At 60.6% G+C, this 25,372-nt stretch carries 25 protein-coding genes; 12 read left to right on the top strand and 13 right to left on the bottom strand.

The genetic code is table 11. From position 1 onward, the window contains the following. Nucleotides 1-107: 107 nt before the first annotated feature. Nucleotides 108-2,558 (bottom strand): penicillin acylase family protein, encoded by a 2,451-nt coding sequence (locus tag PMI18_RS02885; protein WP_007906740.1) that lies wholly within the window; start codon nt 2,556-2,558, stop codon nt 108-110. 220 nt (nt 2,559-2,778) lie between these two features. After that, entirely contained in the window at nt 2,779-3,423 is a 645-nt protein-coding gene (locus PMI18_RS02890; protein ID WP_007906739.1) for a glutathione binding-like protein, read from the bottom strand. 146 nt (nt 3,424-3,569) lie between these two features. Between PMI18_RS02890 and PMI18_RS02895 the strand changes: the two genes are divergently transcribed. Beyond that, nucleotides 3,570-4,127, top strand: a complete 558-nt coding sequence (locus tag PMI18_RS02895) for a cysteine hydrolase family protein (RefSeq protein WP_007906738.1) — start codon at nt 3,570-3,572, stop codon at nt 4,125-4,127. Nucleotides 4,128-4,328: 201 nt separating this feature from the next. Here the strand turns inward: PMI18_RS02895 and PMI18_RS02900 are convergent, their stop codons facing one another. The 4 genes from PMI18_RS02900 to PMI18_RS02915 form a co-directional block, all read right to left on the bottom strand. Then, a complete protein-coding gene (locus tag PMI18_RS02900) occupies nt 4,329-4,538 on the bottom strand; it encodes an SEC-C metal-binding domain-containing protein (protein WP_007906737.1) in 210 nt (69 codons plus the stop codon). 5 nt (nt 4,539-4,543) lie between these two features. Further along, nucleotides 4,544-5,029, bottom strand: coding sequence for an LEA type 2 family protein (locus tag PMI18_RS02905; protein WP_007906736.1), 486 nt, complete (start codon nt 5,027-5,029; stop codon nt 4,544-4,546). Between the two features lie 115 nt (nt 5,030-5,144). Next, entirely contained in the window at nt 5,145-5,621 is a 477-nt protein-coding gene (locus tag PMI18_RS02910) for a YchJ family protein (protein ID WP_007906731.1), read from the bottom strand. A 4-nt stretch (nt 5,622-5,625) separates the two neighbouring features. Next, nucleotides 5,626-6,123, bottom strand: a complete 498-nt coding sequence (locus PMI18_RS02915; RefSeq protein ID WP_007906722.1) for a DUF6231 family protein — start codon at nt 6,121-6,123, stop codon at nt 5,626-5,628. Between the two features lie 202 nt (nt 6,124-6,325). Between PMI18_RS02915 and PMI18_RS02920 the strand changes: the two genes are divergently transcribed. From PMI18_RS02920 to PMI18_RS02935, 4 genes are all read left to right on the top strand, one after another. Then, a complete protein-coding gene (locus PMI18_RS02920; RefSeq protein ID WP_007906721.1) occupies nt 6,326-7,021 on the top strand; it encodes an OmpA family protein in 696 nt (231 codons plus the stop codon). Between the two features lie 90 nt (nt 7,022-7,111). Further along, nucleotides 7,112-7,825 carry an OmpA family protein gene (locus PMI18_RS02925; protein ID WP_007906720.1) on the top strand — a complete coding sequence of 238 codons (714 nt, stop codon included), beginning with the start codon at nt 7,112-7,114 and terminating at the stop codon, nt 7,823-7,825. 163 nt (nt 7,826-7,988) lie between these two features. Then, nucleotides 7,989-8,267, top strand: coding sequence for a DUF1145 domain-containing protein (locus tag PMI18_RS02930; RefSeq protein WP_032830505.1), 279 nt, complete (start codon nt 7,989-7,991; stop codon nt 8,265-8,267). Beyond that, nucleotides 8,260-9,018 carry a collagen-like triple helix repeat-containing protein gene (locus tag PMI18_RS02935; RefSeq protein ID WP_007906718.1) on the top strand — a complete coding sequence of 253 codons (759 nt, stop codon included), beginning with the start codon at nt 8,260-8,262 and terminating at the stop codon, nt 9,016-9,018. The genes PMI18_RS02930 and PMI18_RS02935 overlap by 8 nt, the downstream gene beginning before the upstream one ends. Nucleotides 9,019-9,181: 163 nt before the next feature. On the opposite strand, the gene PMI18_RS02940 is transcribed toward PMI18_RS02935, so the two are convergent. Then, nucleotides 9,182-9,646 carry a CopD family protein gene (locus PMI18_RS02940; protein ID WP_007906717.1) on the bottom strand — a complete coding sequence of 155 codons (465 nt, stop codon included), beginning with the start codon at nt 9,644-9,646 and terminating at the stop codon, nt 9,182-9,184. A gap of 86 nt (nt 9,647-9,732) precedes the next feature. Here PMI18_RS02940 and dinG point away from each other — a divergent pair, with 86 nt between their 5' ends. From dinG to pdxH, 5 genes are all read left to right on the top strand, one after another. Continuing rightward, complete coding sequence (dinG, locus tag PMI18_RS02945; RefSeq protein ID WP_007906715.1) at nt 9,733-11,877, top strand: ATP-dependent DNA helicase DinG; 2,145 nt, start codon at nt 9,733-9,735, stop codon at nt 11,875-11,877. 96 nt (nt 11,878-11,973) lie between these two features. Next, nucleotides 11,974-14,496, top strand: a complete 2,523-nt coding sequence (locus PMI18_RS02950; protein ID WP_007906713.1) for a hypothetical protein — start codon at nt 11,974-11,976, stop codon at nt 14,494-14,496. 227 nt (nt 14,497-14,723) lie between these two features. After that, a complete protein-coding gene (locus tag PMI18_RS02955) occupies nt 14,724-15,869 on the top strand; it encodes an EstA family serine hydrolase (RefSeq protein WP_007906711.1) in 1,146 nt (381 codons plus the stop codon). A gap of 112 nt (nt 15,870-15,981) precedes the next feature. After that, nucleotides 15,982-17,079, top strand: coding sequence for an OmpA family protein (locus PMI18_RS02960; protein WP_007906709.1), 1,098 nt, complete (start codon nt 15,982-15,984; stop codon nt 17,077-17,079). A gap of 24 nt (nt 17,080-17,103) precedes the next feature. Then, nucleotides 17,104-17,751, top strand: a complete 648-nt coding sequence (gene pdxH / locus PMI18_RS02965; protein WP_007906707.1) for a pyridoxamine 5'-phosphate oxidase — start codon at nt 17,104-17,106, stop codon at nt 17,749-17,751. A 5-nt stretch (nt 17,752-17,756) separates the two neighbouring features. Here the strand turns inward: pdxH and PMI18_RS02970 are convergent, their stop codons facing one another. After that, nucleotides 17,757-17,993: a hypothetical protein gene (locus PMI18_RS02970; RefSeq protein ID WP_007906705.1), complete on the bottom strand. Its 237-nt coding sequence runs from the start codon at nt 17,991-17,993 to the stop codon at nt 17,757-17,759. Between the two features lie 167 nt (nt 17,994-18,160). Between PMI18_RS02970 and PMI18_RS02975 the strand changes: the two genes are divergently transcribed. Beyond that, complete coding sequence (locus tag PMI18_RS02975) at nt 18,161-18,625, top strand: glycine zipper 2TM domain-containing protein (RefSeq protein WP_007906703.1); 465 nt, start codon at nt 18,161-18,163, stop codon at nt 18,623-18,625. Between the two features lie 67 nt (nt 18,626-18,692). On the opposite strand, the gene PMI18_RS02980 is transcribed toward PMI18_RS02975, so the two are convergent. The 3 genes from PMI18_RS02980 to nhaA form a co-directional block, all read right to left on the bottom strand. Continuing rightward, the gene (locus PMI18_RS02980) at nt 18,693-18,947 is read right to left on the bottom strand and encodes a colicin E3-like toxin immunity protein (protein WP_007906701.1); all 255 of its coding nucleotides are present in this window, start codon (nt 18,945-18,947) and stop codon (nt 18,693-18,695) included. Between the two features lie 7 nt (nt 18,948-18,954). Beyond that, entirely contained in the window at nt 18,955-20,178 is a 1,224-nt protein-coding gene (locus tag PMI18_RS02985) for a colicin E3/pyocin S6 family cytotoxin (RefSeq protein WP_007906699.1), read from the bottom strand. Between the two features lie 121 nt (nt 20,179-20,299). Next, entirely contained in the window at nt 20,300-21,487 is a 1,188-nt protein-coding gene (nhaA, locus tag PMI18_RS02990; RefSeq protein ID WP_007906697.1) for a Na+/H+ antiporter NhaA, read from the bottom strand. A gap of 248 nt (nt 21,488-21,735) precedes the next feature. Here nhaA and PMI18_RS02995 point away from each other — a divergent pair, with 248 nt between their 5' ends. Continuing rightward, nucleotides 21,736-22,833, top strand: coding sequence for a PLP-dependent cysteine synthase family protein (locus PMI18_RS02995; protein ID WP_177319040.1), 1,098 nt, complete (start codon nt 21,736-21,738; stop codon nt 22,831-22,833). A 125-nt stretch (nt 22,834-22,958) separates the two neighbouring features. Here the strand turns inward: PMI18_RS02995 and PMI18_RS03000 are convergent, their stop codons facing one another. After that, nucleotides 22,959-24,572 carry an NAD(P)/FAD-dependent oxidoreductase gene (locus tag PMI18_RS03000; protein ID WP_007906685.1) on the bottom strand — a complete coding sequence of 538 codons (1,614 nt, stop codon included), beginning with the start codon at nt 24,570-24,572 and terminating at the stop codon, nt 22,959-22,961. Nucleotides 24,573-24,667: 95 nt separating this feature from the next. Next, nucleotides 24,668-25,324, bottom strand: a complete 657-nt coding sequence (locus tag PMI18_RS03005) for a COG3650 family protein (RefSeq protein WP_007906683.1) — start codon at nt 25,322-25,324, stop codon at nt 24,668-24,670. Between the last annotated feature and the right edge of the window lie 48 nt (nt 25,325-25,372).

Here is a 25,372-nt window from a genome sequence, read left to right as displayed (position 1 = left end):
CGACTGCTTCGCAGCCGAGCGGGAGCAAGCTCCCTCGCCACAATGGATTTTCAACATCAATGGGACCGACAACATGCTTTCGCGAGCCTGCCCGGTCCCTCTTGAGGTTACTTGCCAGGCGTGAGGGTCAACCGCGTCTTCCCGTAGACTTTGTCAAAGTTTTGCGGCTGCATCGGCAGGCTGATGTATTGCCCCTTGAGCCATGGCTCGACGCTGTCGAGATAGTGCGCGCTGGCCGGGTTGCCGGACTGGCCGCTACCGTTCTGACCCATCAGCGGTTCGGCCTGGCCGAAATCGACGATAAAGCGCATGGCCGGCGCCAGCGTGGTGCTGAAGTCCTGACCCCAGGTGAACGCGGCGGTGTTGAGCGTGGTGTGGTCGCCGCCGGCTGGCAGCGGACCGCGCACGGTCTGGCCACTGGCGTTCTTCCATTCGTAGCGATGCAGTTTGCCCCACTGCCAGGCTTTGTGATCGCCACCCAACTGGCTGTCACCCGCGCTGATCGCGGCCGCCAGGCTACGGGCGAGGATCGCCGGTTTGTCCTCTTTCTGCGCCGTGCGCGAGTCATCCCAGAACGGACTGTCCTCACGGCCCAGCAGGTGATCGGCCTGAGCCGCGTAGGACAACTTGCCGTTGGCGATAAAGGCTTTCCACGCCGGGCTGCTTTCCGGGCCCAGTTCGTCGAGGAAAATTTGCTGAGTGCTTTCCTGCAGGAACAGCTCGTAAATCGCCGCGTCGGCGGAGGTCGGGCTGAGTTTGCCGTCGAAAGCCATCAAGCGCGTATAGGCCTCACGAGCCTTGCCGCGATCGGCCACCGGCAACGCTTCGATGGCTTGCTTGAGTGGCTGGGACATGCCCGGCGCTTCAAACATCTTCTTCAGCTTGGCAGCGAAGGTGGTGGTCTGGTCGTATTGCATGGCGATCAGGCTACGCGTGTCGTGTTTGCCCACGCCCGCCAGTTCAGCCATGCGTTCACCGCGCTCCGGCGCCGACCAGGAATTGGACAGCTGCATGCCGTAGCCATGGGGAATGACTCGCTGGTTGGCGGTGCCGAGCCAGCCTTGGGCCGGGTCCTGGTCATAGGGATGGAGCATTGGGTCGGCGTAACCGTCCCAGTCGTAACGACCTTCCCAGCCCGGCGACGGCAGCAAGCCTTCGCCTTCGCGACGGTTCGGGTAGCGACCGGTGACTTGCCAACCGATATTGCTGGCATCGGCAAACACCAGATTCAGGGCGATGGCGCGGATTTCACGGCTGGCGTCCGAGGCTTTCTCGACACTCTGCGCTCGGGAAAGGTCGAAAAACGCATCCAGGGTTTTGTCGTCGGTGAAGTTCGGCGTCTGCAAGGCCAGGCCGAAACCATTCGCCAGTGCGGTGCCTTGGGCGCTGTTGAGCAGCGGCCCGTGGCGGGTTTCGTACACCGCTTCGCGAATCGGCTTCTGGCCTTTGACGAAGTAGGTTTCGTTGCGCACGATCGCCGGCTGCCATTTGCCGCTGACTTCGTAAGAAAGGCCGTTGCCCTGGCGTTTGATTTTTTCCAGGAACAGGTCCTGGTTGTCGCCCATGACCGTGGTCATGCTCCACGCCACTTTGCCGTTGAAACCACCGAGCACCATCGGTAACCCGGCAATGGTCGCGCCGGAGGCTTGGTATTTCGGCGCGCGAATCTGCACGTAACTGAACAATGACGGCACGCCCAGCGGCCCATGGCTGTCGCTGGCCAACAGGCTTTTGCCGCTGCGGCTGCGTTGCGGGGCAATCGCCCAGTTGTTAGAGGACGTGGCGCCCAGCAGATTCAGGTCGGACAGTTGGCCCGTGGCTTTGCTGATTTCGCTCAGCCCCGGGATTTGCCCGTTGAGTTTGCTGCCCTGAAGTTTTTCGACTTCAGCAACCGGCAGTTTTTCGTCAGGGGCAGACGGCGCAAGCCACGCCAGCTTGTCGGTACTGACCGTCTGGGCCAGCATCAATGAGGAAATTTCTTCCGGCAGGTTCGCCGATTGACTGAAATTCAGCAGGCAGAAAATCAGCGCCGAATCTTCCGGTTTCCAGTACTCAGGCTTGTAGCCAGTGGCCGCGAGGTCCGCAGGCAGTTTGTCGCGGTAGCGGAACAGGTAGGCGTTGACCCCACGGGCATAGACTTCGAAGAAGCGCTTGAGGCGCGGCGAAGAGGCCTTGTACAGCTCACCCGCGCTTTTCTTCAGGTTGACCGCACGCATGTAGCGGTCGGCGTCGAGCAGGTCTGCGCCGGACATCTCCGCCAAACGGCCCTGGGCCAGCAAACGCAGAGTGACCATTTGGCTGATGCGGTCGCTGGCATGCACGTAGCCGAGGGTGAACAGCGCATCGTGGAAGCTATTGCTCTCGATCAGCGGCATGCCCATGGCATTGCGTCGAATCGAAACGTTCTGCGCCAGGCCTTTGAGCGGTTGCACGCCGGAGGTAGGAGGGAGGGTGTCTTGAGTGTTCCAGGTCTGACAACCGGTCAGGCTTAAAACACCGGCCACTGCTGCGGCAACGCCGAACCGGGGAAGAAAATGTGTGAGGGCTGGCGAGGCCATGGCAAAGCTCCTGCGGGGGTAGTGACGCAATAAAGGCGCTACGTTAGTGAGCAGGAGGTGGCCGCGCAAGCGGCGGCGGTGTTATTTCTTTACGGTGATCGTTCCCACGCTCTGCGTGGGAATGCAGCCCGTGACGCTCTGCGTCACATTCAGAGCCGAACGCGGAGCGTCCGTTGAGGCATTCCCACGCGGAGCATGGGAACGATCAGAGTGCAGGGCCTCAGGATTTAGGCGGATTGATCTTGGCCACCAGCGCATACGCCTTCACCGTTGCCGGGCGGTTCTGGATGTGGGTGAACCAGCGCAGTACGTTGGGGAAGTCTTCCAGGTTCTGGCTCTGCCACTTGTGAGAAACGATCCACGGGTAGATTGCCATGTCGGCAATGCTGTATTCGCTGCCGGCGACAAAGTCATTGTTGGCCAATTGCTTGTCGAGCACGCCATAGAGGCGGGCGGTTTCGTCGATGTAGCGCTTGATCGCGTAGGGGATTTTCTCTGGTGCGAATTGGCTGAAGTGATGATTTTGCCCGGCCATCGGCCCCAAGCCACCCATCTGCCAGAACAACCATTGCAACGCTTGCTGGCGTCCGCGCAGATCCTTGGGCAGGAACTTGCCGGTTTTCTCCGCGAGGTACAGCAGAATCGCCCCCGACTCGAACAGTGCCAACGGTTCACCGCCATCGACCGGCTCATGATCGACGATGGCCGGAATTTTATTATTCGGCGAGATCTTCAGGAATTCGGGTTTGAACTGGTCGTTCTGGCTGATGTTGATCGGGTAAACGTTGTAGTGCAGGCCGGCTTCTTCCAGGAATATCGAAATTTTGTGGCCGTTGGGGGTGGTCCAGTAATACAAGTCGATCATGAAGTACTCCAAATCAAGAGACATCGTCAGGTACGGACAGCGACCGCCGGCATCAGGTCGTCCTGTTTGCGTTGGATGGCTTGCCAGTAGCAAGAGGTGATGCTGAAGTGCGGTAAATTCAATGCCCCAGCAGGAGAAAAGTCGGCATGGAGCTCAAGACCAACGCGGCGCTGATCATCATCGATCAACAAAAAGGCATCCTGCATCCCAGGTTGGGCCGCCGAAACAACCCTCAGGCCGAAGAGCGCATCCTGGAATTGCTGGGGCATTGGCGTCGAACCGGGCGGCCGGTGATTCATGTGCAGCACCTGTCCCGCTCAGAGGATTCAGTGTTCTGGCCGCAGCAATCGGGGGTGGAATTTCAGGAGCGTTTTCAACCATCGATGGGTGAGTGGCTGATTCAGAAACAGGTGCCGGATGCCTTTTGTTCGACGGGGCTGGAAGCACGTTTGCGCGAGGCGGGGATCGATCAGTTGATCATCGTTGGTGTGGCGACCAACAATTCGGTGGAGTCCACAGCACGAACGGCCGGGAATCTGGGGTTTGAAGCGTGGGTTGCTGAGGATGCGTGCTTTACCTTCGATAAAGCGGATTACTTTGGCAATGCTCATTCAGCCGAGGAAGTGCACGCGATGTCGCTGGGCAATTTGCATGGCGAGTATGCGACGGTGATCAGGACGGATCAAATCCTGAGCGACGACTGAAAACCTGTAGGAGCGAGGCTTGCCCGCGAAAGCGATTTAACTGACAGATTGATAGTGAATGTGCCGCCGTCTTCGCGAGCAAGCCCGCTCCCACACTCGATCTGCGCCAGTCACACATTGTGTGAACACAGCAGATCCAATGTGTGTGGGGCTTGCTCGCGAAGGCGATTCAACAGGCGAAAAAGATATCCGCCCGAAGCATCAAGCGCCGTGGCACTTCTTGAATTTCTTGCCGTTGCCGCATGGGCAAGGGTCGTTGCGGCCGACGTCTTTCAGGGCGTTGCGCACCGGTTCCTGGTGGGCGTGGCCGCAGTTCGGGCCGTGGACATGGCCGTGGTCGTGATCATGGTGGTCGTGATGGTCATGATCGTGGTTGCAGTCAGGGCCATGGACATGAGGTTGCTGGGTCATCGGGGTCACTCCGGAATTAAATCGGCGGCGATTATCACGCCATTACGCGCCAGGTGCACGTAGTGCGCGATGAATAAACCGGTTTCCAGTTCACCTTCCAGACGATAGGGAATGGGTTGGTCGGGTTTTTTCAGGAGCTTGACCAGGTCCCGGACTTTCGGCCAGAGGTTGGTGCGGATCGGCACTTTAAAATAGGCGCTGCGTTTGGGGCCGACCGTGAACCAGTGTTCGTGCTCGCCTTCGGTCAGCAGTATGTCCCCCAAGTGAATGCGATACTCCAGGGCACGCACCGTCAGGTCCTGGTCATTGGGGTTGTCGACGCGAAAATGCAGCAGGAATTTCTGCTCCAATAGTTTGGCCCGGACCACCTCGACCTTGACCAGATGCACCTGCGGATCCGGCAAGTCGTCGTCGAACCACGACGCACAGCCGCCGAGCCCCAAAAACAGGAGCAGGGTGAGCAGCTGTAATGCGCGCCGTTGACGGGTCATGGTGAGGTATCTCCCTTGAGACCCAGTCTAGCCTTAAAAAGATCGCAGCCTTCGGCAGCTCCTACGCGCCTATGGGCGCCGCCGAAGGCTGCGATTTTTTTTGCGGTCGGCGACCTCAAGCGCCAAAGTAACTCGCGCAGCACTTCTTGAACTTCTGCCCGCTGGCGCACGGGCACGCATCGTTACGCCCGGCCTTGAGTGACACGGTGGGGTCGATGAAATACCAGTGGCCGGCGTTCTGTACGAATGACGAACGTTCGCGGTGGCTGTGTTCGCCGCTGCTGTCGTGCCAGCGAGCGGTGAAGGTGACGAAGGCGTGCTCCGGCTGTCCGCCGAAAACCTCGGCGCTTTCCACTTCCAGGCCCAGCCAGGTGCTTTGGGCGCTCCAGTCGCTGATCGACTGGCGATCCAGGCCGCTCTGTTGCGCGGGCAGGGTGGTCGCCACCAGATAGTCGATCAACCCCAGTACATAGGCGCTGTAGCGCGAACGCATCAAGACTTCGGCGCTGGGGGCGGGGTGGCCCGCATGGTAATGGCCACAGCAGGCATCGAGCAGTGTGCCGCTACCGCAAGGGCAAATGGATGTACTCATTGCATTACCACCAATATTTCCCGAAGTTTTCCGGATTGGCCCAGAAGCGTGAGTTAAGCCAGTCGGGCACCTGTTTATAGTCAAGCAGATCGTAGGTAAACAGGGTCAGTACTTGATCGTCGCGCTGGAAGCGTTCGCTGGCTTGCAGCGCCAGGGAGAAAAAGTCCGTCTCCTGCCAACCGCATGCCGGCAAGTCGGCGAGCACCGCAATGCGACTGGCATTGAGGTTGCGTATCCCGCCGAGCAGATTCAAGCCGTCGCGCTTGGGCAAGTGTTCAAGGCAATCGACCACCAGCGCCAGATCAAACCGTTGCGCCGCCAGTTCGGCGGGCAGTGGCCCGGGTGCAGCAAAGGCGACGATGCTGTCCGGGTGCGCGAGCTTGAATGCCTCAAGTGCGGGGAATTCGCTGGCGCCAATCATCAACAGACGCGCCGGGGCGTAACGATCAAGCAAAGCGGCCAACGCCTGCTGGGGCGTGCGCGAAGAAATACCTGCAATCATCGAAGATCCTCAATCAGAACGCCAAGACTAGCCTGCCCCAACGTCCGGGCCTAGTGTTCCTGTCTCGCGCAATTAACCAAAAAGCGGCGATCCTCCATGAACATGGGGCAAAACAGCAATGGCCTATTGCTGGCGGAGATTAAAAGTCGGGTCTTTACTCCCTAGAATCGGTTTTAAGCCGATCCCTCAGGAGAAGAACTAGATGAGCATAATTCGGACAGCATTACCCTTGGTTCTGCTAACCAGTGTGTTGACTGGTTGCGCAGGTTTGCAGAAAACCGACTGGCCGACCTGTGCGGGTGTCGGTGGTGTCATCGGTGCAGGGCTCGGCGCGACCGAAAGCTCGGCATGGGCTGGGTACGGCGCGCTGCTGGTCGGCGGCACTGCAGCCGCTTATTGCTGGGTGCACGGCGATGGCGATGAAGACGGCGATGGTGTGCTGGACAGCCGCGACAAGTGCCCGGGTACACCTAAAGGCGTGCGGGTCGATGCCGACGGCTGCCCTCCACCAGCGCCTGCGCCGGTGGTCGAGGAGACAGCGGTGGTCAAGGAAGAAGTCATCGTTATCCGTGATGTGCACTTCCAGTTCGACTCGGCCAAGCTCACCCCTGCCGATAAAGACGTACTCAACACCATTGCCACGCGCCTGAAACAGGAATCCTCCAGCGCCCAACTGACCGTGACCGGTCATACCGACAGCGTCGGCAGCGATGCCTACAACCAGAAACTGTCGGATAGACGCGCCCATTCAGTGGTCGAATACCTGATTTCCCAAGGCGTGCCACGCAGCAGTTTCGTGTCTGTGACCGGTGCCGGTGAAAGCCAGCCGGTGGCCGATAACAAAACCGCTGACGGCCGTGCGATGAACCGACGCACGGAAATCAAAATCAACCGCTAGGTCTCTGCCGTTCCGCGGCTTGTACAGTCGCGGATGCGGGTCTTTACTCCTGTGTGACCGGTATGGGCCGGTGACACAGGAGCATTCACAATGAGCGTTCTCACAAGGACCGTCTTGCCGGTTCTGCTGCTTGGCAGTCTTCTGACCGGTTGTGCGACTCACAGCGATGGCACCGCCCCCCTCAATCAACGTACCTGGCCGATCTGCAGCGTCCTGGGTGGACTGGTCGGCGGCGGTTTGGGCGCGATCGAAAGTGGTGGCTGGGCAGCCGGTGGAGCGGCGCTCGGGATCTTGACCGGTGGCCTGATCTGCTACGCCCAGGATGGCGATGAAGACGATGATGGCGTCTTCGATCGACGTGATCGTTGCCCCGATACACCTGCCGATACCCCTGTAGAACATCACGGTTGCCCGCTGCCGCAATATCCGGCCAGCGTGAAGCCTGTTGAACCTCCGGTCTCCGAAGTCATCACCCTGAACGGCAACGTGCTGTTCGCTTACAACCAATCCGAGCTGATGCCCCAAGCGCGCAGTGAGCTGGATTCGTTGATGGCCAAGTTGCAGAGCACCGATGTGGCGAGCATTAAAGTCATCGGTCATACCGACAGCCAGGGTTCGGACGCCTATAACCAGAAACTGTCGGAACGTCGTGCCAGCAGCGTCGCGGCCTACCTGTTGAGCCAGGGAGTCGCGCCAAACAAACTCACCAGCGAAGGCCGGGGCGAAAGCCAGCCGGTGGCCGATAACGACACGGAAGAAGGGCGGGCGCAAAACCGCCGCGTGGAATTGCACATCAATCGCTAAGCTCTGTGACTAATAACCGCGTGATAGAGCCGTCGGACAACGATTCGGGTTGATCCGGCGGCCAATTCGCGACCTTCGGGAAGAATTTTTTGCTGCCCTCTGGCTTATCCCGCGTGTAAGCCGTTACTGTGCGCGCAAAGAATAATTCTCAACGGGGGAGCGTATGAAGGTGTTTTGGGGGCTGGGGAAGTTGTTGACCCTGCTGTTCTGGTTGGTGGTGCTGGCCAATCTGCTCATACCGTTTGTTCATCCGTTTCACCTGCTGATCAATTTTGCAGGCACTGTGTTGGCAGGGCTTCATCTTCTGGAGCTGGTGTTCTGCAACCGCAGCCTCAAAGGTCGAGCCCATCCTTGGCGTGATCGCCTGAAGATTGTCTTTTTCGGCGTTTTCCACCTGCAAACCATTCCGGCCCCGGCCGCTTCGAAGGCCTCCCATGCGTAAACTCTGTCTACTCGCTGCATTTATCAGCCCATTGGCCTGCGCGCAGGTGGTGAGCGTCGAAACCAACTCGCTGATGCGCTTGCCCAACACCACCAGTACCTTGCAACTGGAACGGCTGGAAGTCGCCGATTACGGGACTTTGCTGATTCCCTCGAACGTGACCGAAGTGACAGTCGGCGAGCTGCACCTGGGACGCGACGCGCGGATCGCCATTGTGCCGAGCGAACAAGCTCTGGCGTTGAAGGTCAGCCGTGCCGAATTGGCCGAAGGCAGTCAGATCACTGCACGTGGCGCGCCGGGGACATACCTCAAGGCCGCTCGCTCCGGGCGCAATCTGGATTTGCAGATCAAAGCGTTGAACGCGCCGCAATTGTCGGTAGACGCTCGCGGTGGCGCGGGTGCTCCAGGTTTTGTCGGCCTTGATGGGGCTAATGGTCAAGCGCCGGGTTGTACCTGGGGCCAGGCCGGTCGCGGCGCCGATGGCAGTAATGGCAGCGACGGACAGCCGGGCGCACCAGGGGCGCTGGTTCGGCTGGAAGTGCCGCGTGATTACCCTGCGCAGCAGATCAAGGTCGAGGTCGCAGGCGGGGTTGGTGGCGCGGCAGGTCCGGGGGGTAAACCTGGCGCGGGCGGCAAGGCCAAGGGCTGCGTCGTCTATAAAGCCGATGGCGGCAAAAGCGGTCGTCCCGGTGTCGATGGCCAGCCAGGGCCTGCGGGAGTGGCGGGTTCGGTGAGCATTCAGCGGTTGTAATAACGACCGAGAACCCCTGTGGCGAGGGAGCTTGCTCCCGCTGGGGCGCGAAGCGGCCCCAAAACCAGCGACCCTGTTCTTTCAGAATGAGCGCGGTGACTGGTTTACGACTGCTTCGCAGCCGAGCGGGAGCAAGCTCCCTCGCCACAGAGACTTACACTTCTCAGAACATCGGCCGCGCCGCCGCAATCGCCACCAGCACCAACCCGACCATCAGGTTAATCCCCACCAACCGGCGAATCCTGCCCAGCACCGCCGCACCCGTCGGCCAGTCCTGAGCGGCCACCGCCTTGCGCAGTTCCGGAAGCATCAGCGCCTGAATCCGGATAAAGAGCGCCGTCATCACCACATACAATCCCATCATCACCTGCACATACCGCGGCGCCGCTTCAAACCCCGCGAACTGCAAATGAATCATGCCCACACCGCTGATCGGCAAAAGCACCACGGCGACCCAGACCCAGCGGAAAAAACCTTGAAACACTTCCACCCACAGCTTCAACCGGGCAGGGCCTTCCAGCGCCTTCATCGCCGCGGGGCGCAAGACCATCCAGGCGAAAAACATGCCGCCGACCCACACCAAGGCGGCGATGACATGCAGGGTATAAACGATGCCAAAAGGTGTCATTGAGGTACTCCGTTCTGCGCGGGATTGATTAGCGGGGTATGATAGCGGCCGATCCGAACCACTGAAAATTTATCCAGCATTTTTTGATGATCAGCACTGAACTCAAAACCACGATCCAGGGCGCCTACTCGCGTTTTCTCGAAGCCAAGAGCCTCAAGCCGCGCTACGGCCAACGCCTGATGATCGCCGAAATTGCCAAGGTCCTCGGTGACATCGACACCGACGACGAAGGCCGGCGCAGTGGCGACCCCGCGATTGTCGCGGTGGAAGCCGGCACCGGTACCGGCAAAACCGTGGCCTACAGCCTGGCGGCGATCCCCACCGCCAAGGCCGCCGGCAAGCGTCTGGTGATCGCCACGGCCACCGTGGCCCTGCAAGAGCAGATCGTCTACAAGGATTTGCCCGACCTGATGCGCAACAGCGGGCTGAATTTCAGCTTCGCCCTGGCCAAGGGGCGGGGGCGCTACATGTGCCTGTCCAAGCTGGATATGTTGCTCCAGGAAGGTCATGCGCAGACTGCCACTGCGCAGCTGTTCGAAGAAGAAGGCTTCAAGATCGAGGTCGATGAGGCCAGCCAGAAGCTGTTCACCAGCATGATCGAGAAGCTCGCCGGCAATAAGTGGGACGGCGATCGCGACAGTTGGTCGACGGCGCTGGAAGACGCCGACTGGGCGCGCCTGACTACCGATCACAGCCAGTGCACCAACCGTCATTGCCCGAACTTCGGCCAGTGCGCCTTCTACAAGGCCCGCGAAGGCATGGGCAAGGTCGATGTGATTGTCACCAACCACGACATGGTCCTGGCCGACCTGGCCCTGGGCGGCGGCGCGGTTCTGCCGGACCCGCGTGACACCATCTACGTGTTCGACGAAGGCCATCACCTGCCGGACAAGGCCATCGGCCACTTCGCTCACTACACGCGTCTGCGTTCCACCGCCGACTGGCTGGAAACCACCGCCAAGAACCTCACCAAACTGCTGGCCCAGCACCCGCTGCCGGGCGATCTGGGCAAGTTGATCGAGCAGGTGCCGGAGCTGGCCCGGGAGATCAAGACCCAGCAACAATTCATGTTCAGCGCCTGCGAACAAGCCGCCGACTTCAAGCCCGGCGAAGACGTCGAAGGTCGCGAGCGGCCACGTCACCGTTTCGTCGGCGGGGTGATTCCCGAGCACATGCGCGAAATGGGCATCGAGCTGAAGAAGGGCTTTGCCCGCCTGACCGACCTGTTTACCCGGCTCACCGACCTGCTCAAGGAAGGCATGGACGGCGAGGTCAATATCGGCATCGCCAGTAACCAGGCCGAAGAGTGGTATCCGCTGTTCGGCAGCCTGTTGTCGCGCTCTTCCGGCAACTGGGAGTTGTGGACCGCTTTCACCGTCGAAGACCCGGAAGACAATCCGCCCATGGCCCGCTGGTTGACCCTGGCCGAAAGCGGTTCGCTGTTCGACATCGAGGTCAATGCCAGCCCGATCCTCGCGGCGGACATGCTCCGGCGCAATCTGTGGAACGTGGCTTACGGGGCGCTGGTCACATCGGCGACCCTGACCGCTCTCGGCACTTTCGACCGCTTCCGCATGCGTGCCGGCCTGCCTAAAACAGCCGTCACCGCGGTGGTCCCGAGCCCGTTCCATCATGCCGACGCCGGCGTGCTGCGGGTGCCGGACCTCAAAGCCGATCCGCGTGATGCACCGGCCCACACGGCGGCGATCATCCGCGACCTGCCGCAACTGGTAGAAGGCTCACGCGGCACCCTGGTGCTGTTCTCCTCACGCAAGCAGATGCAGGACGTGTTCGACGGCCTGGACCGCGACTGGCGCAAGCAAGTGTTCATTCAAGGCAACCTGTCGAAGCAGGAAACCCTGAACAAGCACAAGGCGCGGGTCGATGGCGGGGATTCCAGCGTGTTGTTCGGCCTGGCGAGTTTCGCCGAAGGGGTCGACTTGCCCGGTGCCTATTGCGAGCACGTGGTGATCGCCAAGATCCCATTCTCGGTGCCCGACGATCCGGTCGAAGCGGCGCTGGCGGAATGGATCGAGGCTCGGGGTGGCAATCCGTTCATGGAAATCTCCGTGCCGGATGCTTCGCTGAAGCTGGTCCAGGCCTGCGGTCGCTTGCTGCGCACCGAAGAAGACCGCGGCACCATCACCTTGCTCGATCGACGTCTGGTCACCCAGCGTTACGGCAAGGCAATCCTCAATGCGTTGCCACCCTTCCGTCGTGAAATTTCCTGATACACCGGTGGGCAAATTTGCCCACCGCGTTGTCTATCTCTCTGCCATCGCTTTTCCACTGGCCCATTGAAGGTCGTTAGGGAGAACCTCGTTCCTATGATTCGCCGTTCGTTGCCTGCTGTTTTTGCCTTGATGTTCGCAGCCCCTTTGCTGGCGGCCCCTGCCAGCCAGCAGACGCTGTTCAACTTTGTGCGTCCCGCCGATGTGGTTCAGGTGGCGACCCAGGACGCCAGCCTGCCGCAATCCAACGCGGAGCAAACGGCCGAAGGCGAAGTGCTGCGCCGCGTGACCTTCAACCCGGTCGCCCAGCCGACCTTGCGTCTGACGCCGCAGACCGGTGCCTGGGACTGGTCGCAGTCGGGCGTCATGAGCCTGCGGATCCAGAGCGCGATGAACTGGGCCGTGACCCTGTACGTGAAAATCCAGAGCAACGACGGCAAGACCCTGGTCAGCCGTGTTGATCTGCCGGCCGGCCCTGCGCAAACCCTGCTGGTGCCACTGCAGCCGAGTACACCGTTGAGCCAGGGCATGAAAGCCGGCCCGCCGATGCCGATCAACTTCGAAGGCCAGCGTGTATTGCTGGCCAGCAGCGCCGGTGAGCTGGACCGCAGCCAAGTGGTGTCAGTGACCTTGTCGATGGATCAGCCGAAAGTCGCCCAAAGCATCCTGCTCGAACGCTTCGGCGTGCAGGACGGCGAGGCTGTCACCAAGGCCGCTTACGGCGGTCTGGTGGACGCCTACGGCCAATCGACCCGGGCCAAGTGGCCAGAGAAGGTCAGCAGCGACGAGCAACTGAAGTCTGCCGTGACCAAAGAACAGCAACAACTGAAAACCTGGCTGGCCGAGCGCGAGAAACAGTCCCTGGACAAGTTCGGCGGCTGGACCAAAGGCCAGGCATTCAAGGCCAGCGGCTTTTTCCGCACCGAAAAGCGTGATGGCCGCTGGTACCTGGTGACCCCCGAAGGGCATCCGTTCTATTCCCTCGGCGTCAACAGCGTGACCCCGAGCGCAAACCAGACCTACGTCGCCGGTCGCGAATGGATGTTCGAGTCCCTGCCCAAACCCGACGAGCCCCTTGCCAGCTACTATGGCGAAGGCGACAACCGTGGCGGCAATGGCGCCGATCAGGGCCGAGCCTACAACGCCGGGCGCTGGTACGATTTCTATGGCGCCAACCTGCAGCGTCTGTATGGCAAACCTTGTGCACCGGGCAGCGACACCAAGGTCGGTGTCGCCGAAGCGGCGAAGACCGATGCGGTCGAGGCGACGGCAGCTAAGGCCACCGAGCAATCAGCCGCTCCTGCGGCGACCGAATCCGGCGCCGGGGTTGCCGAAGCGGCCAAGACTGGCGCCGTTGAAGCGTTAGTCGAAAAAGCCGCCGAGCAAACGGCCGCAGAACCTTGCAAAGTGGTTTTCGACGAAAAGCGTTGGGCCAGTCACACCCTCGATCGCCTGCAAGCCTGGGGTTTCAACACCCTCGGCAACTGGAGCGCACCGGTGTTTGGCAACACTGACCGAGTGCCGTACACCTTGCCACTGTCGATCGTCGGCGATTACGCCAGCATCAGCACCGGCACCGATTGGTGGGGCGGCATGCCCGATCCGTTCGATCCGCGTTTCGCGATGGCCACCGAGCGCGCCGTAGCCATCGCCACCCGCGACCATCGCGACGATCCTTGGCTGATCGGTTACTTCGCCGATAACGAACTGGCCTGGGCCGGTCCCGGCGATGACCCGAAGGCTCGTTACGCGCTGGCCTACGGCACTTTGAAAATGACCACCGATGTGCCGGCCAAACGTGCCTTCCTCAAACAGCTGCGTGACAAGTACCGCAACCAGGCGGGCCTTTCCAAGGCATGGGGCATTGATCTGCCGGCCTGGGAACTGATGGAAGACCCGGGCTTCGTGCCGCCGCAGCCGAGCGCCGAGTACCCGGAAATCGAAGCCGACTTCAAATACTTCCAGAAAGTGTTCGCCGACACGTACTTCAAAACCGTCTCCGACTCGCTCAAGTGGCATGCGCCGAATCAGTTGTTACTGGGCGGTCGTTTTGCCGTCAGCACCCCTGAAGCCGTTGAGTCCTGCGCGCAATACTGCGACGTGCTGAGCTTCAATATGTACACCCTGCAACCCCAGGATGGTTACGACTTCGCCAGACTGCGCAGCCTGGACAAGCCGGTACTGATCACTGAATTCAATTTCGGTTCGACGGATCGCGGCCCGTTCTGGGGTGGCGTGACACAACTGGCGAAAGAAGAAGACCGCGGCCCGGCCTACGCCAATTTCCTCAAACAAGCGATGAGCGAACCGTCGATTATCGGGGTGCATTGGTTCCAGTACCTCGATCAACCGGTGACGGGTCGCCTGCTGGACGGCGAGAACGGTCACTTCGGGCTGGTGGGTATCACTGATCTACCGTTCCAGGGCTTTGTCGACACGGTGCGCAAAAGCAATGTGCAGACTGTCGATCAACTCGGCAAAGAGGCCGAGAAGGCCAGGGCCGAGGCGGAAAAAGCCACCGGGAACCATGAAGGCGAGGGCGGCAAGCAAGGTGCTGCCGACAAAGGTGCAGAGCAGGGCGCTGGCCATGCGGGTGGGCATTCGGGCAATGGTCATTAAGCACTGATATCCCCTGTGGCGAGGGAGCTTGCTCCCGTTGGACTGCGCAGCAGTCCCATTCTGGGGATAAGGGGCCGCTCCGCGCCCCAACGGGAGCAAGCTCCCTCGCCACAGAGGCTCCTGATTAATTCCATGGGCGACCGCCCGGCCTGGCCCTGTTCCCAAAACCCTCAAGGGCTGGAACAATGCGGGCCACTTTATAGAGCATTTATCCAGGAGAGTTGTGGGTGCAGATTCAGGGTCATTACGAGCTTAAGTTAGAAGCGGTGCGCGAAGCTTTTGCGGCGCTGTTCGACGATCCTCAGGAGCGTGGCGCGGCGTTGTGCATCCGCATTGGCGGGGAAACCGTTCTCGACCTCTGGGGCGGTACCGCCGACAAGGACGGCACCGAAGCCTGGCACAGCGACACCATTGCCAACCTGTTTTCCTGCACCAAGACCTTCACCGCCGTGACCGCGCTGCAACTGGTGGCCGAAGGCAAGCTGCAACTGGATGCTCCAGTCGCTCGCTACTGGCCCGAGTTCGCCGCCGCCGGCAAAGAATCCGTGACCCTGCGCCACTTGCTCTGCCATCAGGCCGGCCTGCCGGCCCTGCGCGAATTGCTGGCGCCAGAAGCACTTTACGACTGGCAGACCATGGTCGATGCCCTGGCCGCCGAAGCACCATGGTGGACACCGGGTGAAGGTCACGGTTATGCGGCGATCACCTATGGCTGGCTGGTCGGTGAGTTGCTGCGTCGCGCCGACGGTCGTGGGCCGGGCGAGTCCATTGTGGCGCGGGTCGCGAAGCCCTTGGGGCTGGACTTCCACGTCGGCCTCGCCGACAAAGAGTTCCATCGCGTGGCGCACATTGCCCGCAGCAAGGGCAACCTTGGCGATGCCGCGGCCCAGCGCTTGCTGCAAGTGACCATGCGCGAGCCGACGGCCATGAGCACGCGGGCCTTCACCAACCCGCCGTCTATAATGACTAGCACCAACAAACCGGAATGGCGGCGCATGCAGCAGCCGGCCGCCAATGGCCACGGCAATGCCCGCAGCCTGGCCGGGTTCTACGCCGGTTTGCTCGACGGCAGCCTGCTGGAAAGCGAAATGCTCGACGAGCTGACCCGCGAACACAGCGTCGGCGAAGACAAGACTTTATTGACCCGGACCCGCTTCGGCCTGGGTTGCATGCTCGATCAACCGGACGTACCCAACGCCACCTACGGCCTCGGCCCACGGGCGTTCGGTCACCCCGGCGCCGGCGGTTCCATCGGTTTTGCTGACCCAGAACACGATGTGGCCTTCGGCTTTGTGACAAATACCCTGGGGCCGTACGTCTTGATGGATCCACGAGCCCAACAGCTTGTGCGAGTACTGGCCACTTGTCTGTAAATCACGCTTAAGGGGGCCAGGGCCGGAACCCGAAAGCCTTTGTGGTTTCAAAGCGCTGTTTATCCGGGCTAACCCGGTCTGATTCTTCATTACTTCATTTTGTGGATATCCAATGTCATCCAATAAAACTCTCGCCCTGGCCCTGTGCTTCGCTATCACCGGTTGCGCACAAACCCCACAAAATGACGCAGACGGCGGCAGCTGGTGGCCGTTCGGTTCATCCGACAAGGTTGCGACCAAAGAACCGGCCCCGGCCGCGCTGAAACCTGCTGCAACAGCACCCGTCGCCAAGGCTGAAAGTGCATCCCCTTGGTACTGGCCGTTCGGTTCCGATGACGCTGCCGACAAAGTGGCCAAACCGGACGTGAAACCAGACGTTAAACCTGAAGCCAAGCCGGCCGTTGTAGCCAAGGCTGAAGCCGATGCCGGTGGCAATTGGTGGTGGCCGTTCGGCGGTAAGGAGCAGAGCACCGCCAAGGCCGTGCCGATGCCCGACCCGAAAGTCACCCAAGCCTGGCTCGACGACTACGAACCGCGCCTGCGTGAGGCGATCAAGGACAGCAATCTGAAACTCGAGCGTCGTGAAAACGTGCTGGTCGTCACTGCGCCGGTAGAAGGCTCGTTCAACCCTGACCGTCCGGCCATGCTGCTGCCGGTGACCCTCGGCCCGTTCACCCGTGTCGCGAAAATCCTCGAAGTCGATCCGAAGACTGCCGTGCTGGTACTCGGTCACAGTGATACGTCGGGCGCCGCTCCGGCCAACGTGAAGCTGAGCCAGGAGCGTGCCCAAGCGGTGGCGGCGATCTTCCGTCTCAGCGGTCTGCAGCGTGATCGCCTGATGCTGCGTGGCATGGGTGGTGAGGCTCCGCGCGCCGCCAACGACAGTTCCGAAGGTCGTGCCTTGAACCGTCGCGTCGAGCTGTTGGTGACGCCGGCAAACACCATGGTCGCGTTGCTGAGCAAGTACAACATGCCGGCTCCTGCACCAGTGAAAACCGTGGTCGCTGCGCAAGACATCAAGCCGGTGGCCAAGCCTGTGACCCCGGCGCCTGCTGCGAAGAAAGCGGCTGTGCCGGCGACGAAAAAGGCACCGGCCAAGAAAGCAGCTGCCAAGGCTCCAGCCAAAAAAGCCGTGGTGAAAAAGACTGCGCCGGCCAAAGCCGCTGTCGACACCAAGAAAGTCGCTGTCGCCGATGACACAAAGAAGTGATTCGTTAACCAAAAGGAATGCGCCATGACCCGGCCCTTGGCAGATATGCGTCGCGACTACACCCGAGATGGCCTGACCGAGGCGCAAGCCCCGGCCGAGCCGTTCGCGCTGTTCCATCAGTGGTTTGCCGATGCGGTGAAAACCGAGCAGGTGCCGGTGGAGGCGAATGCCATGACGCTGGCCACCGTCGATCAGCAGGGGCGGCCGCATTGCCGCATTCTGCTGCTCAAGGGCCTGGACGAGCAGGGCTTCACCTTCTTCACCAACTATGAAAGCGACAAGGGTCAGCAACTGGCAGCCAATCCATTTGCGGCCATGACGTTCTTCTGGCCGGCCCTGGAGCGTCAGGTGCGCATCGAAGGGCGGGTGGTGAAGGTCACGCCTGAAGAGTCCGACGCTTATTATCAGGTTCGTCCTCTGGGCAGCCGCCTCGGTGCCTGGGCCTCGCCCCAGAGCCGGGTGATCGCCGATCGCGGCGAACTGGAAGCGCTGCTCAAGAACACCGAGCAACGTTTCAGCGATACTCAGCCTCACTGCCCCGAACACTGGGGCGGTTATCGTTTGCTACCCGAGCGCATCGAATTCTGGCAGGGCCGTCCGAGCCGTCTGCACGATCGCCTCAACTATCGTTTGCAAGGCAACGACTGGGTGCGTGAGCGTCTGGCGCCGTAAATAGCCTACCGATCGGGATACCCTGCCGCAGCGGCCGCCAGCCACTGAGGCAGGTCCCGCCGCTTGATCTTCTGCGTTTGAGCGTTCGCCAGTTGCTGGAGCATGAAGGCTCTTTTCTGTTCGTCTATACCCGCCAGTGACAACGCCAGATCGCGGTCCATCCAGCGTTTGATCCGCACGTACAGCCACCAATGGAAGTACAAGCCGGCGACGGTCGTGACAACAATGATGAAGTAATCCATGAAAATCCTTGGGTCAGCGGCGCAGATTTTGTAATTTGGCGCTACTGTGTGCTGAGTTCGAGAGTGCCTGTACTTGGCCTGAATGAAACCAATTTTATCCGGGCAATGCCGTGACAGGCGTCAAGCTGCGGAGTTTAATGGATACCTGTCCTATGGAGTTTGATGCTATGCGTAAGTCTGTTCTGCTGGTTGCTTCCTTTTCCACGATGGCGATGTTGCTCACTGGCTGCCAATCGAGCCTGACCGGTGACTCCTACTCCCGTGACGAAGCGCGTCGTGTGCAGACGATTCGCATGGGTACCATCGAAGCCTTGCGTCCGGTGAAAATCGAAGGCACCAAAACCCCGATAGGCAGCGTCGCGGGCGCAGCCGTGGGTGGTGTCGGCGGTAGCTCCATCGGCGGCGGTCGCGGCAGCATTGTCGCAGCGGTCATCGGTGCTGTCGCCGGCGGCCTGATAGGCTCGGCCGCCGAAGAAGGCCTGACCCGTACGCAAGGTGTTGAAATCACCGTGCGCGAAGACGATGGCAGCATGCGCGCCTACGTGCAGGAAGTTCAGCCAAACGAAGTGTTCCGCGTGGGTGAGCGGGTGCGGATTGCCACGGTTGATGGCACCAGCCGCGTTACGCACTAAGCGGAGCGAAGGGTAAAAGAAAACCCCGATCAGGTGACTGGTCGGGGTTTTGTGTTTTTTGGGGGAATTACCATACTTTCCGATATCGAAATGCAACTTGGTAATCAAAAGCTGCAGTATTGATCTTATGCTTGAACAGAGGCTGAAGCTCTGGCACCCACGCCGATAAAACGTCAAATCCACCGTCGTAGATCTCGCTTTCCGCCATCAGGCCTAATGCATCGATTACTGAACCGTCATCACCAAGATCGGCGGAGTATTCTTTTCCGGCTGCTATTTCCGTTTCTTTGTCATACCAGTCCAATCTGATCTTCAGTCCCATCTTGGCCTCACAAATACTTTTTAATGCTGCGGTTTTTTTTAGGCGGGTCTATTTGCTTGCCTGTCAGGTGGTCGAACGAGCCTAGATGGCTTCCATTGCTTGCCCGATAAGCTTCCAGCTCCCCATGCAAAGAGTCCCATTCATAAATTGTTCGACCCTTGGCATCAATCCAACGCTCTCGAAGTCCACCGCCCCCTTGTCGTGGGGTTTTCTTTTTTGCTTCTTTCAAGCCCAAGAAACCAGTGATTTCCTCTGTTTCAGGTGCAGAGTGATAGTCGTGATCGGGGTTAGGAACCCGTCTTCCTGAAACATTCACCACAATATAAACCGGCAACACCCCCGAATCCGCCGGAAACACCAGAATGAAATCCTTGTACTCAGGCGGGTACACCGGATTCACGATGATGCTGTCAGCCGCCTTCGTCGGTGGGTAAACCCAGATGTGCGGTGCTTGCGGTGCGGCTTCCAGGGCGGGGATGCCGAGGATGTTTGAACCGTCCTCGGCCGGTGTCCAGATCAGCTCGATGCCGTCACCAAGATCCGCCACCTGCTGACTGCCGCGCAAGGTGAATTGCGCGACATCGACCATCTCCCAGTCACGGTTTTTACCGGTGTAGAAACCGTATCCCTTGAGACTGCCGTCAGCCTGTTGCTCGACTCTGAGGCGTACGCGAGTGCGGGCCTGTTTGAGGGATCGCAGTTGGTCTTCGGTATAGAGTGAGCTGTCGCCAAGGCTCGACGGTATGATCAGCGCCACCAGGCCTGCCAAGGTGGCCGCGGCGGTGCTGGCGGCGACGGCGGGCAGTGCGGTGAACGCTGAGCCGGCTAGCGCGAAGCTGCCGAAACCCGCCGGAATCGCAGTGCCACTGATTTTCTTGAGCGGTACAACACCGCTTTCATCGGCTTCGCGAGCGCCGAGCAGAACCAGTTCGCCGTAGTCTTTCAGACTGTCAGTCGGAACAACGCCAGAGGGATTCGTGTAGTCGATGATTGCATCGGGCAGTTTGCAGGACTTGGCGAATACGCAGCCCGCGCGGACAACGTTGTCCTTTTTCGCAGCGACCTGAAGGCTGTCTTCGAAGGCTTGCTGCCGGGCGAGCATAGCGTCGTAGGCATTTTGCCTGGCATCGCGCTCGGCCAGTTCGGTGGCCGTCATGTAGCGATGGGTGACGTGATGCCCGTCGCCTGACGGTGGGTTTTTCACCCGGGGGATGTCCTTGTGGCCAGCCACTGATTGTCCTTTCGCTCGTCCATCGGCAACCCCTGAAAGAGGGGCTGCACGACGTTAACGAACGTGGCTAATCGTGGCTGTAGGACGAATCCTGAATGTCGCTAAGAGTGTTCTCTATCGTTCAGGACTGCAGCGCAGTGCTCTTGCGACTCGCTGCTGCCGTCACCGCATAACCGAGCAATGCCGCCAGTATCGAGCCGGTCAGAATCCCCATTCGATCCATCCCGGCGTATTCACTGGTGCCGGGCACGAAGGCCAGGGAACCGACGAACAGGCTCATGGTGAAACCGATGCCGCAGAGGATCGCCACACCCAGCACCTGGCCCCAGTTGGCGCCTTGGGGGAGGGCGGCGATGCCGATTTTTACCGCCAGCCAGGTCAGGCCGAACACGCCGACGGTCTTGCCCAGCAGCAGGCCGACGGCGATGCCCATCGGCACGTCGTGGGTGAAGCTTTCGGTGGTCACGCCGCTCAGTGACAGGCCGGCGTTGGCGAAGGCAAACAGCGGCAGGATGCCGTAGGCCACCCACGGATGCAGGGCATGTTCCAGGGTCAGCAGCGGCGAAGGCTCGGCGTTTTTCGTACGCAGTGGGATGCAGAAGGCCAGGGTCACACCGGCCAGCGTGGCATGCACGCCGCTCTTGAGCACGCAGACCCAGAGGATCAGCCCGATGATCATGTACGGCCCGAGCTTGACCACGCCGAGTCGGTTCATCCCGATCAAGGCCGCGATGCAGGCTGCGGCCAATGCCAGGGACAAGGTCGACAGTGCGCCGGAATAGAAGATCGCGATGATGATGATCGCGCCCAGGTCGTCGATGATCGCCAGGGTCATGAGGAACAGTTTCAGCGACACCGGCACGCGTTTGCCCAACAGGGCCAGTACGCCGAGGGCGAAGGCGATATCGGTGGCGGTCGGAATGGCCCAGCCACTCAGGGCGGGCGGATTGTCGCGGTTGAGGAACCAGTAGATCAGCGCCGGCACCACCATGCCGCCAATCGCCGCCGCGCCGGGCAAGACGATCTGCGACGGTTTCGACAGTTGGCCGTCGAGGACTTCGCGTTTCACTTCCAGGCCGATCAGCAGGAAGAACAGGGCCATCAGGCCGTCGTTGATCCACAACAAAAGTGGCTTGGCGATTTTCAGCGCGCCGATCTGAGCCACCACGGGGGTGTCCAGCAGCCCGCTATAGAGCCACGACAGTGATGAATTGTTGATGATCAGGGCGAGAGCGGCCGCGGCGATCAATAACAGACCGCTGGCAGCTTCCAACTGAAAGAAACGCGTGAACGTGCTACGCAGAGGCAAGGTCGCTCTCCATCGATGAATTCAAAAGGTGGCACACCCTAACCCGTACCGTTAGTTGTTAAAACAAAAGTTATATTCTTTTTTGTTATATGCCGTTACAACGTGGGCGGTCAGCAAAGGCCTGAGCCTAGCAGTTGCCGGACGTATTGGACCTCAGCTGTATCTGTGCATGATGTAGGTTCTTTCCTAAGCTTGTGGGCTGAGCCTTGCGACAAGGCCGACTCTTTGCCTGATTCAACGAGAAAACCATCATGAGCGACAACCGACAGTGGGCCCGCGAAGCCATCCGGATCATCGAAGCCGACTTCCAGCGCAGCGCTGACACCCACCTGATTCCCATGCCGTTACCGGGGTTGCCGGGCATCGAGTTGTACTTCAAGGATGAGTCGAGCCATCCCACCGGTAGCCTGAAACATCGGCTGGCGCGCTCGTTGTTTCTCTACGCCCTGTGTAACGGCTGGCTCAAACCGGGTGCGCCGGTGATCGAAGCCTCCAGCGGTTCGACGGCGATTTCCGAGGCGTACTTCGCCCGGATGCTGGGGTTGCCGTTCATTGCAGTGATGCCCGCAAGCACGTCCAAGGAAAAGATCGCGCAGATCGCTATCTACGGCGGCAAGAGCCATCTGGTGGACGATCCGACGCAGATCTACGCCGAGTCCGAACGCCTGGCTCGCGAACACGACGGGCACTTCATCGACCAGTTCACCTACGCCGAACGCGCCACCGACTGGCGGGCGAACAACAACATCGCCGAATCGATCTTCCAGCAGATGCGCTTCGAGCAACATCCGGAACCGAGCTGGCTGATTTCCAGTCCCGGCACCGGCGGCACCACCGCGACGCTCGGCCGTTACGTGCGCTATCGCCAGCACTGCACCCGCGTGTTGTGCGCCGATGCCGAGCGTTCGGTGTTCTTCGATTATTACCAGACTGGCGACGCCAGCTTGCGCCTGGATTGCGGATCACGGATTGAAGGCATTGGTCGGCCACGAGTGGAAGCGTCGTTCCTGCCCAAAGTGATCGATGCGATGGTCAAGGTGCCGGACGCCTTGTCGCTGGCGGCCATGCACTATCTGGCGCAGCGTTTGGGTCGGCATGTAGGCGGATCAAGCGGCACCAACCTGATTGGCGCGCTGATGGCGGCGCAACAGATGAAGGCGGCGGGGGAGTCGGGGTCGATCGTGGCGATTCTGTGCGATGGCGGCGAGCGCTACGCCACCACCTATTACGATCAGGCCTGGCTCAAGGCCCAGGGGTATGAGTTGAGTGGTTTGATGGATGCCGTGGCGGCGAGTGTCGAGCGCGGCGAGCCGTTGCCGGCCAGCGTGTTGCGCGCCAATATCTGACACCAAACACCGCCCCCTGTAGGAGCGAGGCTTGCCCGCGAAGAACGATAATGCGGTCTTTCAGAAAGACCGCGTCAACTTCTTCGCGGGCAAGCCTCGCTCCTACAGGGGCGTGTGATCGTTCCTTAGGCCTCGAGGCCAAGGATGTCTCGGGCCACCGCTTCGGCAATCCGAATCCCGTCGACACCCGCCGACAGAATCCCGCCCGCATAACCCGCGCCTTCACCCGCCGGGAACAAGCCCTTCACGTTCAGGCTTTGCATCGACTCGTTACGGGTAATCCGCAGTGGCGATGACGTGCGCGTCTCGATCCCGGTCAACACGGCGTCGTGCAGCGAGTAGCCACGAATCTGCTTCTCGAACGCCGGCAAGGCTTCGCGAATCGCTTCGATGGCGAACGCCGGCAACGCCAGGGCCAAATCACCCAAGGCAACGCCCGGCTTGTAGGACGGCTCGACGCTGCCCAATTCGGTCGACGGCTTGCCTGCAATGAAGTCGCCGACCAATTGCGCTGGCGCTTCGTAATTGCTGCCGCCCAACACAAAGGCGTGGGATTCCAGGCGTTCCTGCAACTCGATGCCGGCCAGCGGGCCACCTGGATAGTCGACTTCCGGGGTGATCCCGACGACGATACCGGAGTTGGCGTTGCGCTCGTTACGCGAGTACTGGCTCATGCCGTTGGTGACCACGCGGTTCGGCTCGGAGGTCGCCGCCACGACGGTGCCGCCCGGGCACATGCAGAAGCTGTAGACCGAACGGCCGTTGCTGGCGTGGTGCACCAGTTTGTAGTCCGCAGCGCCGAGTTTCGGGTGCCCGGCGTACTTGCCCAGGCGTGCGCGGTCGATCAGCGATTGCGGGTGCTCGATGCGGAAACCCACCGAGAACGGCTTGGCTTCCATGTACACGCCGCGGCCGTGGAGCATGCGGAAGGTGTCCCGGGCGCTGTGGCCGAGGGCCAGAATCACGTGTTTGGAATGGATCTGCTCGCCGCCATTGAGCTCGACGCCGACCAGTTGGCCATCTTCGATCAACACATCGGTGACGCGCTGCTGGAAGCGCACTTCGCCGCCCATGGCGCGAATTTGCTCACGCATGTTTTCCACTACACCGGTCAGACGGAACGTACCGATGTGCGGTTTGCTGACGTAGAGGATTTCTTCCGGCGCGCCGGCCTTGACGAACTCGTGCAAGACTTTGCGACCGATGAATTTCGGGTCCTTGATCTGGCTGTAGAGTTTGCCGTCAGAGAACGTACCCGCGCCGCCTTCACCGAACTGCACGTTGGATTCGGGGTTGAGCACGCTTTTGCGCCACAGGCCCCAGGTGTCCTTGGTGCGCTGACGCACTTCGGTGCCACGTTCGAGAATTATCGGCTTGAAGCCCATCTGCGCCAGCAGCAGTCCGGCGAAGATCCCGCAGGGGCCGAACCCGACCACGATCGGGCGCTGGCTCAGGTCGGCCGGCGCTTGGCCGACCACTTTGTAGCTGACATCCGGCGCCACGTTGACGTTACGGTCATCGGCGAATGTGTGCAGTACCGCCGCCTCATCGCGAACGTTGAGGTCAATGGTGTAGATGAAGCACAGTTCGGAGGACTTTTTGCGAGCATCGTAGCTGCGCTTGAACAAGGTGAAATCGAGCAGGTCATCACTGGCGATGCCCAGGCGCTGCACGATGGCAGGGCGCAGGTCTTCTTCGGGATGGTCGATCGGCAGCTTGAGTTCGGTGATTCGTAACATGACGGGATCCGGTTCGCGGGGCGCACAACTGCGCCAAGGCGTTTGAAGCCCGCGATTATAAGCCTCAAAGGATGATTCCCGTGAGGCAAAAACGATCAGTCGTTACGCGATCCGCCGAAATACCCGCAGCCGCGTTGCACCTGGCCATCGATGCGTAGCTCGGCGCTCATGTGTTGCACGCTGCCGGTGCTGCTGTCGACGCAACGTTGCGGCGCGACCCAGAGCTCGATGCGCTGGTTATTGGCTTCGGTGCTGAGGTTGAAGCGGCCATCGCCCAGTTGCTCTTCAACGTACGGCAGGGCCAAGGGCGGCTGGCCGGCGCGGTCGATGACCATGCCTTTGCCGCTGACTCTGACGTTCCATTCCGGGCCATGGCCGGCGGCGCGCAGTGTCAGCTGCTTGAAATTGGGATCGTCGCACGCCGTGCCCGAGCGTTCGACGCGGTACAACTGCTCCAGATCCAGCTGGCCGCTGGCGGTGATCCGGCCGCGCACGTCGGCGAACAGCTTGCCCTGATCATCGGCCAGGCTTGCGGCTTCTTGCAGGACGCTGGTGCCGCCGGTGTCGTTGACCACCAAACTGCGCTGCTCATTGCACGGCTGGAACAGCAGCTTGCCGTCGGCCGCCGTCAACTGGCCCTGCAGGCGGGTCTGGCCCACATGGGAAGCACTTTCGCGCGGGCCATCAAGCAACTGGCAAGCGGCGAACAGCGGAAGCAGGGCAACAAGCACCAAGGAACGGGCAACACGCATCTTTGAGTCTCCTGACAAGTGTCGCCACGTTACTCAGCCTGACCGTTC

Source organism: Pseudomonas sp. GM102, from assembly GCF_000282555.1.
Classification (GTDB): Bacteria; Pseudomonadota; Gammaproteobacteria; order Pseudomonadales; family Pseudomonadaceae; genus Aquipseudomonas.
The sequence above is the reverse complement of the archived record's forward strand: the minus strand, read 5'-3'. Positions and strand labels throughout refer to the sequence as shown.

Coding starts and splice junctions, on each gene's coding strand:
- PMI18_RS02885 (WP_007906740.1), bottom strand. CDS start 2,558: ATGGCCTCGCCAGCCCTCACACATTTTCTTCCCCGGTTCGGCGTTGCC.
- PMI18_RS02890 (WP_007906739.1), bottom strand. CDS start 3,423: ATGATCGACTTGTATTACTGGACCACCCCCAACGGCCACAAAATTTCG.
- PMI18_RS02895 (WP_007906738.1), top strand. CDS start 3,570: ATGGAGCTCAAGACCAACGCGGCGCTGATCATCATCGATCAACAAAAA.
- PMI18_RS02900 (WP_007906737.1), bottom strand. CDS start 4,538: ATGACCCAGCAACCTCATGTCCATGGCCCTGACTGCAACCACGATCAT.
- PMI18_RS02905 (WP_007906736.1), bottom strand. CDS start 5,029: ATGACCCGTCAACGGCGCGCATTACAGCTGCTCACCCTGCTCCTGTTT.
- PMI18_RS02910 (WP_007906731.1), bottom strand. CDS start 5,621: ATGAGTACATCCATTTGCCCTTGCGGTAGCGGCACACTGCTCGATGCC.
- PMI18_RS02915 (WP_007906722.1), bottom strand. CDS start 6,123: ATGATTGCAGGTATTTCTTCGCGCACGCCCCAGCAGGCGTTGGCCGCT.
- PMI18_RS02920 (WP_007906721.1), top strand. CDS start 6,326: ATGAGCATAATTCGGACAGCATTACCCTTGGTTCTGCTAACCAGTGTG.
- PMI18_RS02925 (WP_007906720.1), top strand. CDS start 7,112: ATGAGCGTTCTCACAAGGACCGTCTTGCCGGTTCTGCTGCTTGGCAGT.
- PMI18_RS02930 (WP_032830505.1), top strand. CDS start 7,989: ATGAAGGTGTTTTGGGGGCTGGGGAAGTTGTTGACCCTGCTGTTCTGG.
- PMI18_RS02935 (WP_007906718.1), top strand. CDS start 8,260: ATGCGTAAACTCTGTCTACTCGCTGCATTTATCAGCCCATTGGCCTGC.
- PMI18_RS02940 (WP_007906717.1), bottom strand. CDS start 9,646: ATGACACCTTTTGGCATCGTTTATACCCTGCATGTCATCGCCGCCTTG.
- dinG (WP_007906715.1), top strand. CDS start 9,733: ATGATCAGCACTGAACTCAAAACCACGATCCAGGGCGCCTACTCGCGT.
- PMI18_RS02950 (WP_007906713.1), top strand. CDS start 11,974: ATGATTCGCCGTTCGTTGCCTGCTGTTTTTGCCTTGATGTTCGCAGCC.
- PMI18_RS02960 (WP_007906709.1), top strand. CDS start 15,982: ATGTCATCCAATAAAACTCTCGCCCTGGCCCTGTGCTTCGCTATCACC.
- pdxH (WP_007906707.1), top strand. CDS start 17,104: ATGACCCGGCCCTTGGCAGATATGCGTCGCGACTACACCCGAGATGGC.
- PMI18_RS02970 (WP_007906705.1), bottom strand. CDS start 17,993: ATGGATTACTTCATCATTGTTGTCACGACCGTCGCCGGCTTGTACTTC.
- PMI18_RS02975 (WP_007906703.1), top strand. CDS start 18,161: ATGCGTAAGTCTGTTCTGCTGGTTGCTTCCTTTTCCACGATGGCGATG.
- PMI18_RS02980 (WP_007906701.1), bottom strand. CDS start 18,947: ATGGGACTGAAGATCAGATTGGACTGGTATGACAAAGAAACGGAAATA.
- PMI18_RS03000 (WP_007906685.1), bottom strand. CDS start 24,572: ATGTTACGAATCACCGAACTCAAGCTGCCGATCGACCATCCCGAAGAA.
- PMI18_RS03005 (WP_007906683.1), bottom strand. CDS start 25,324: ATGCGTGTTGCCCGTTCCTTGGTGCTTGTTGCCCTGCTTCCGCTGTTC.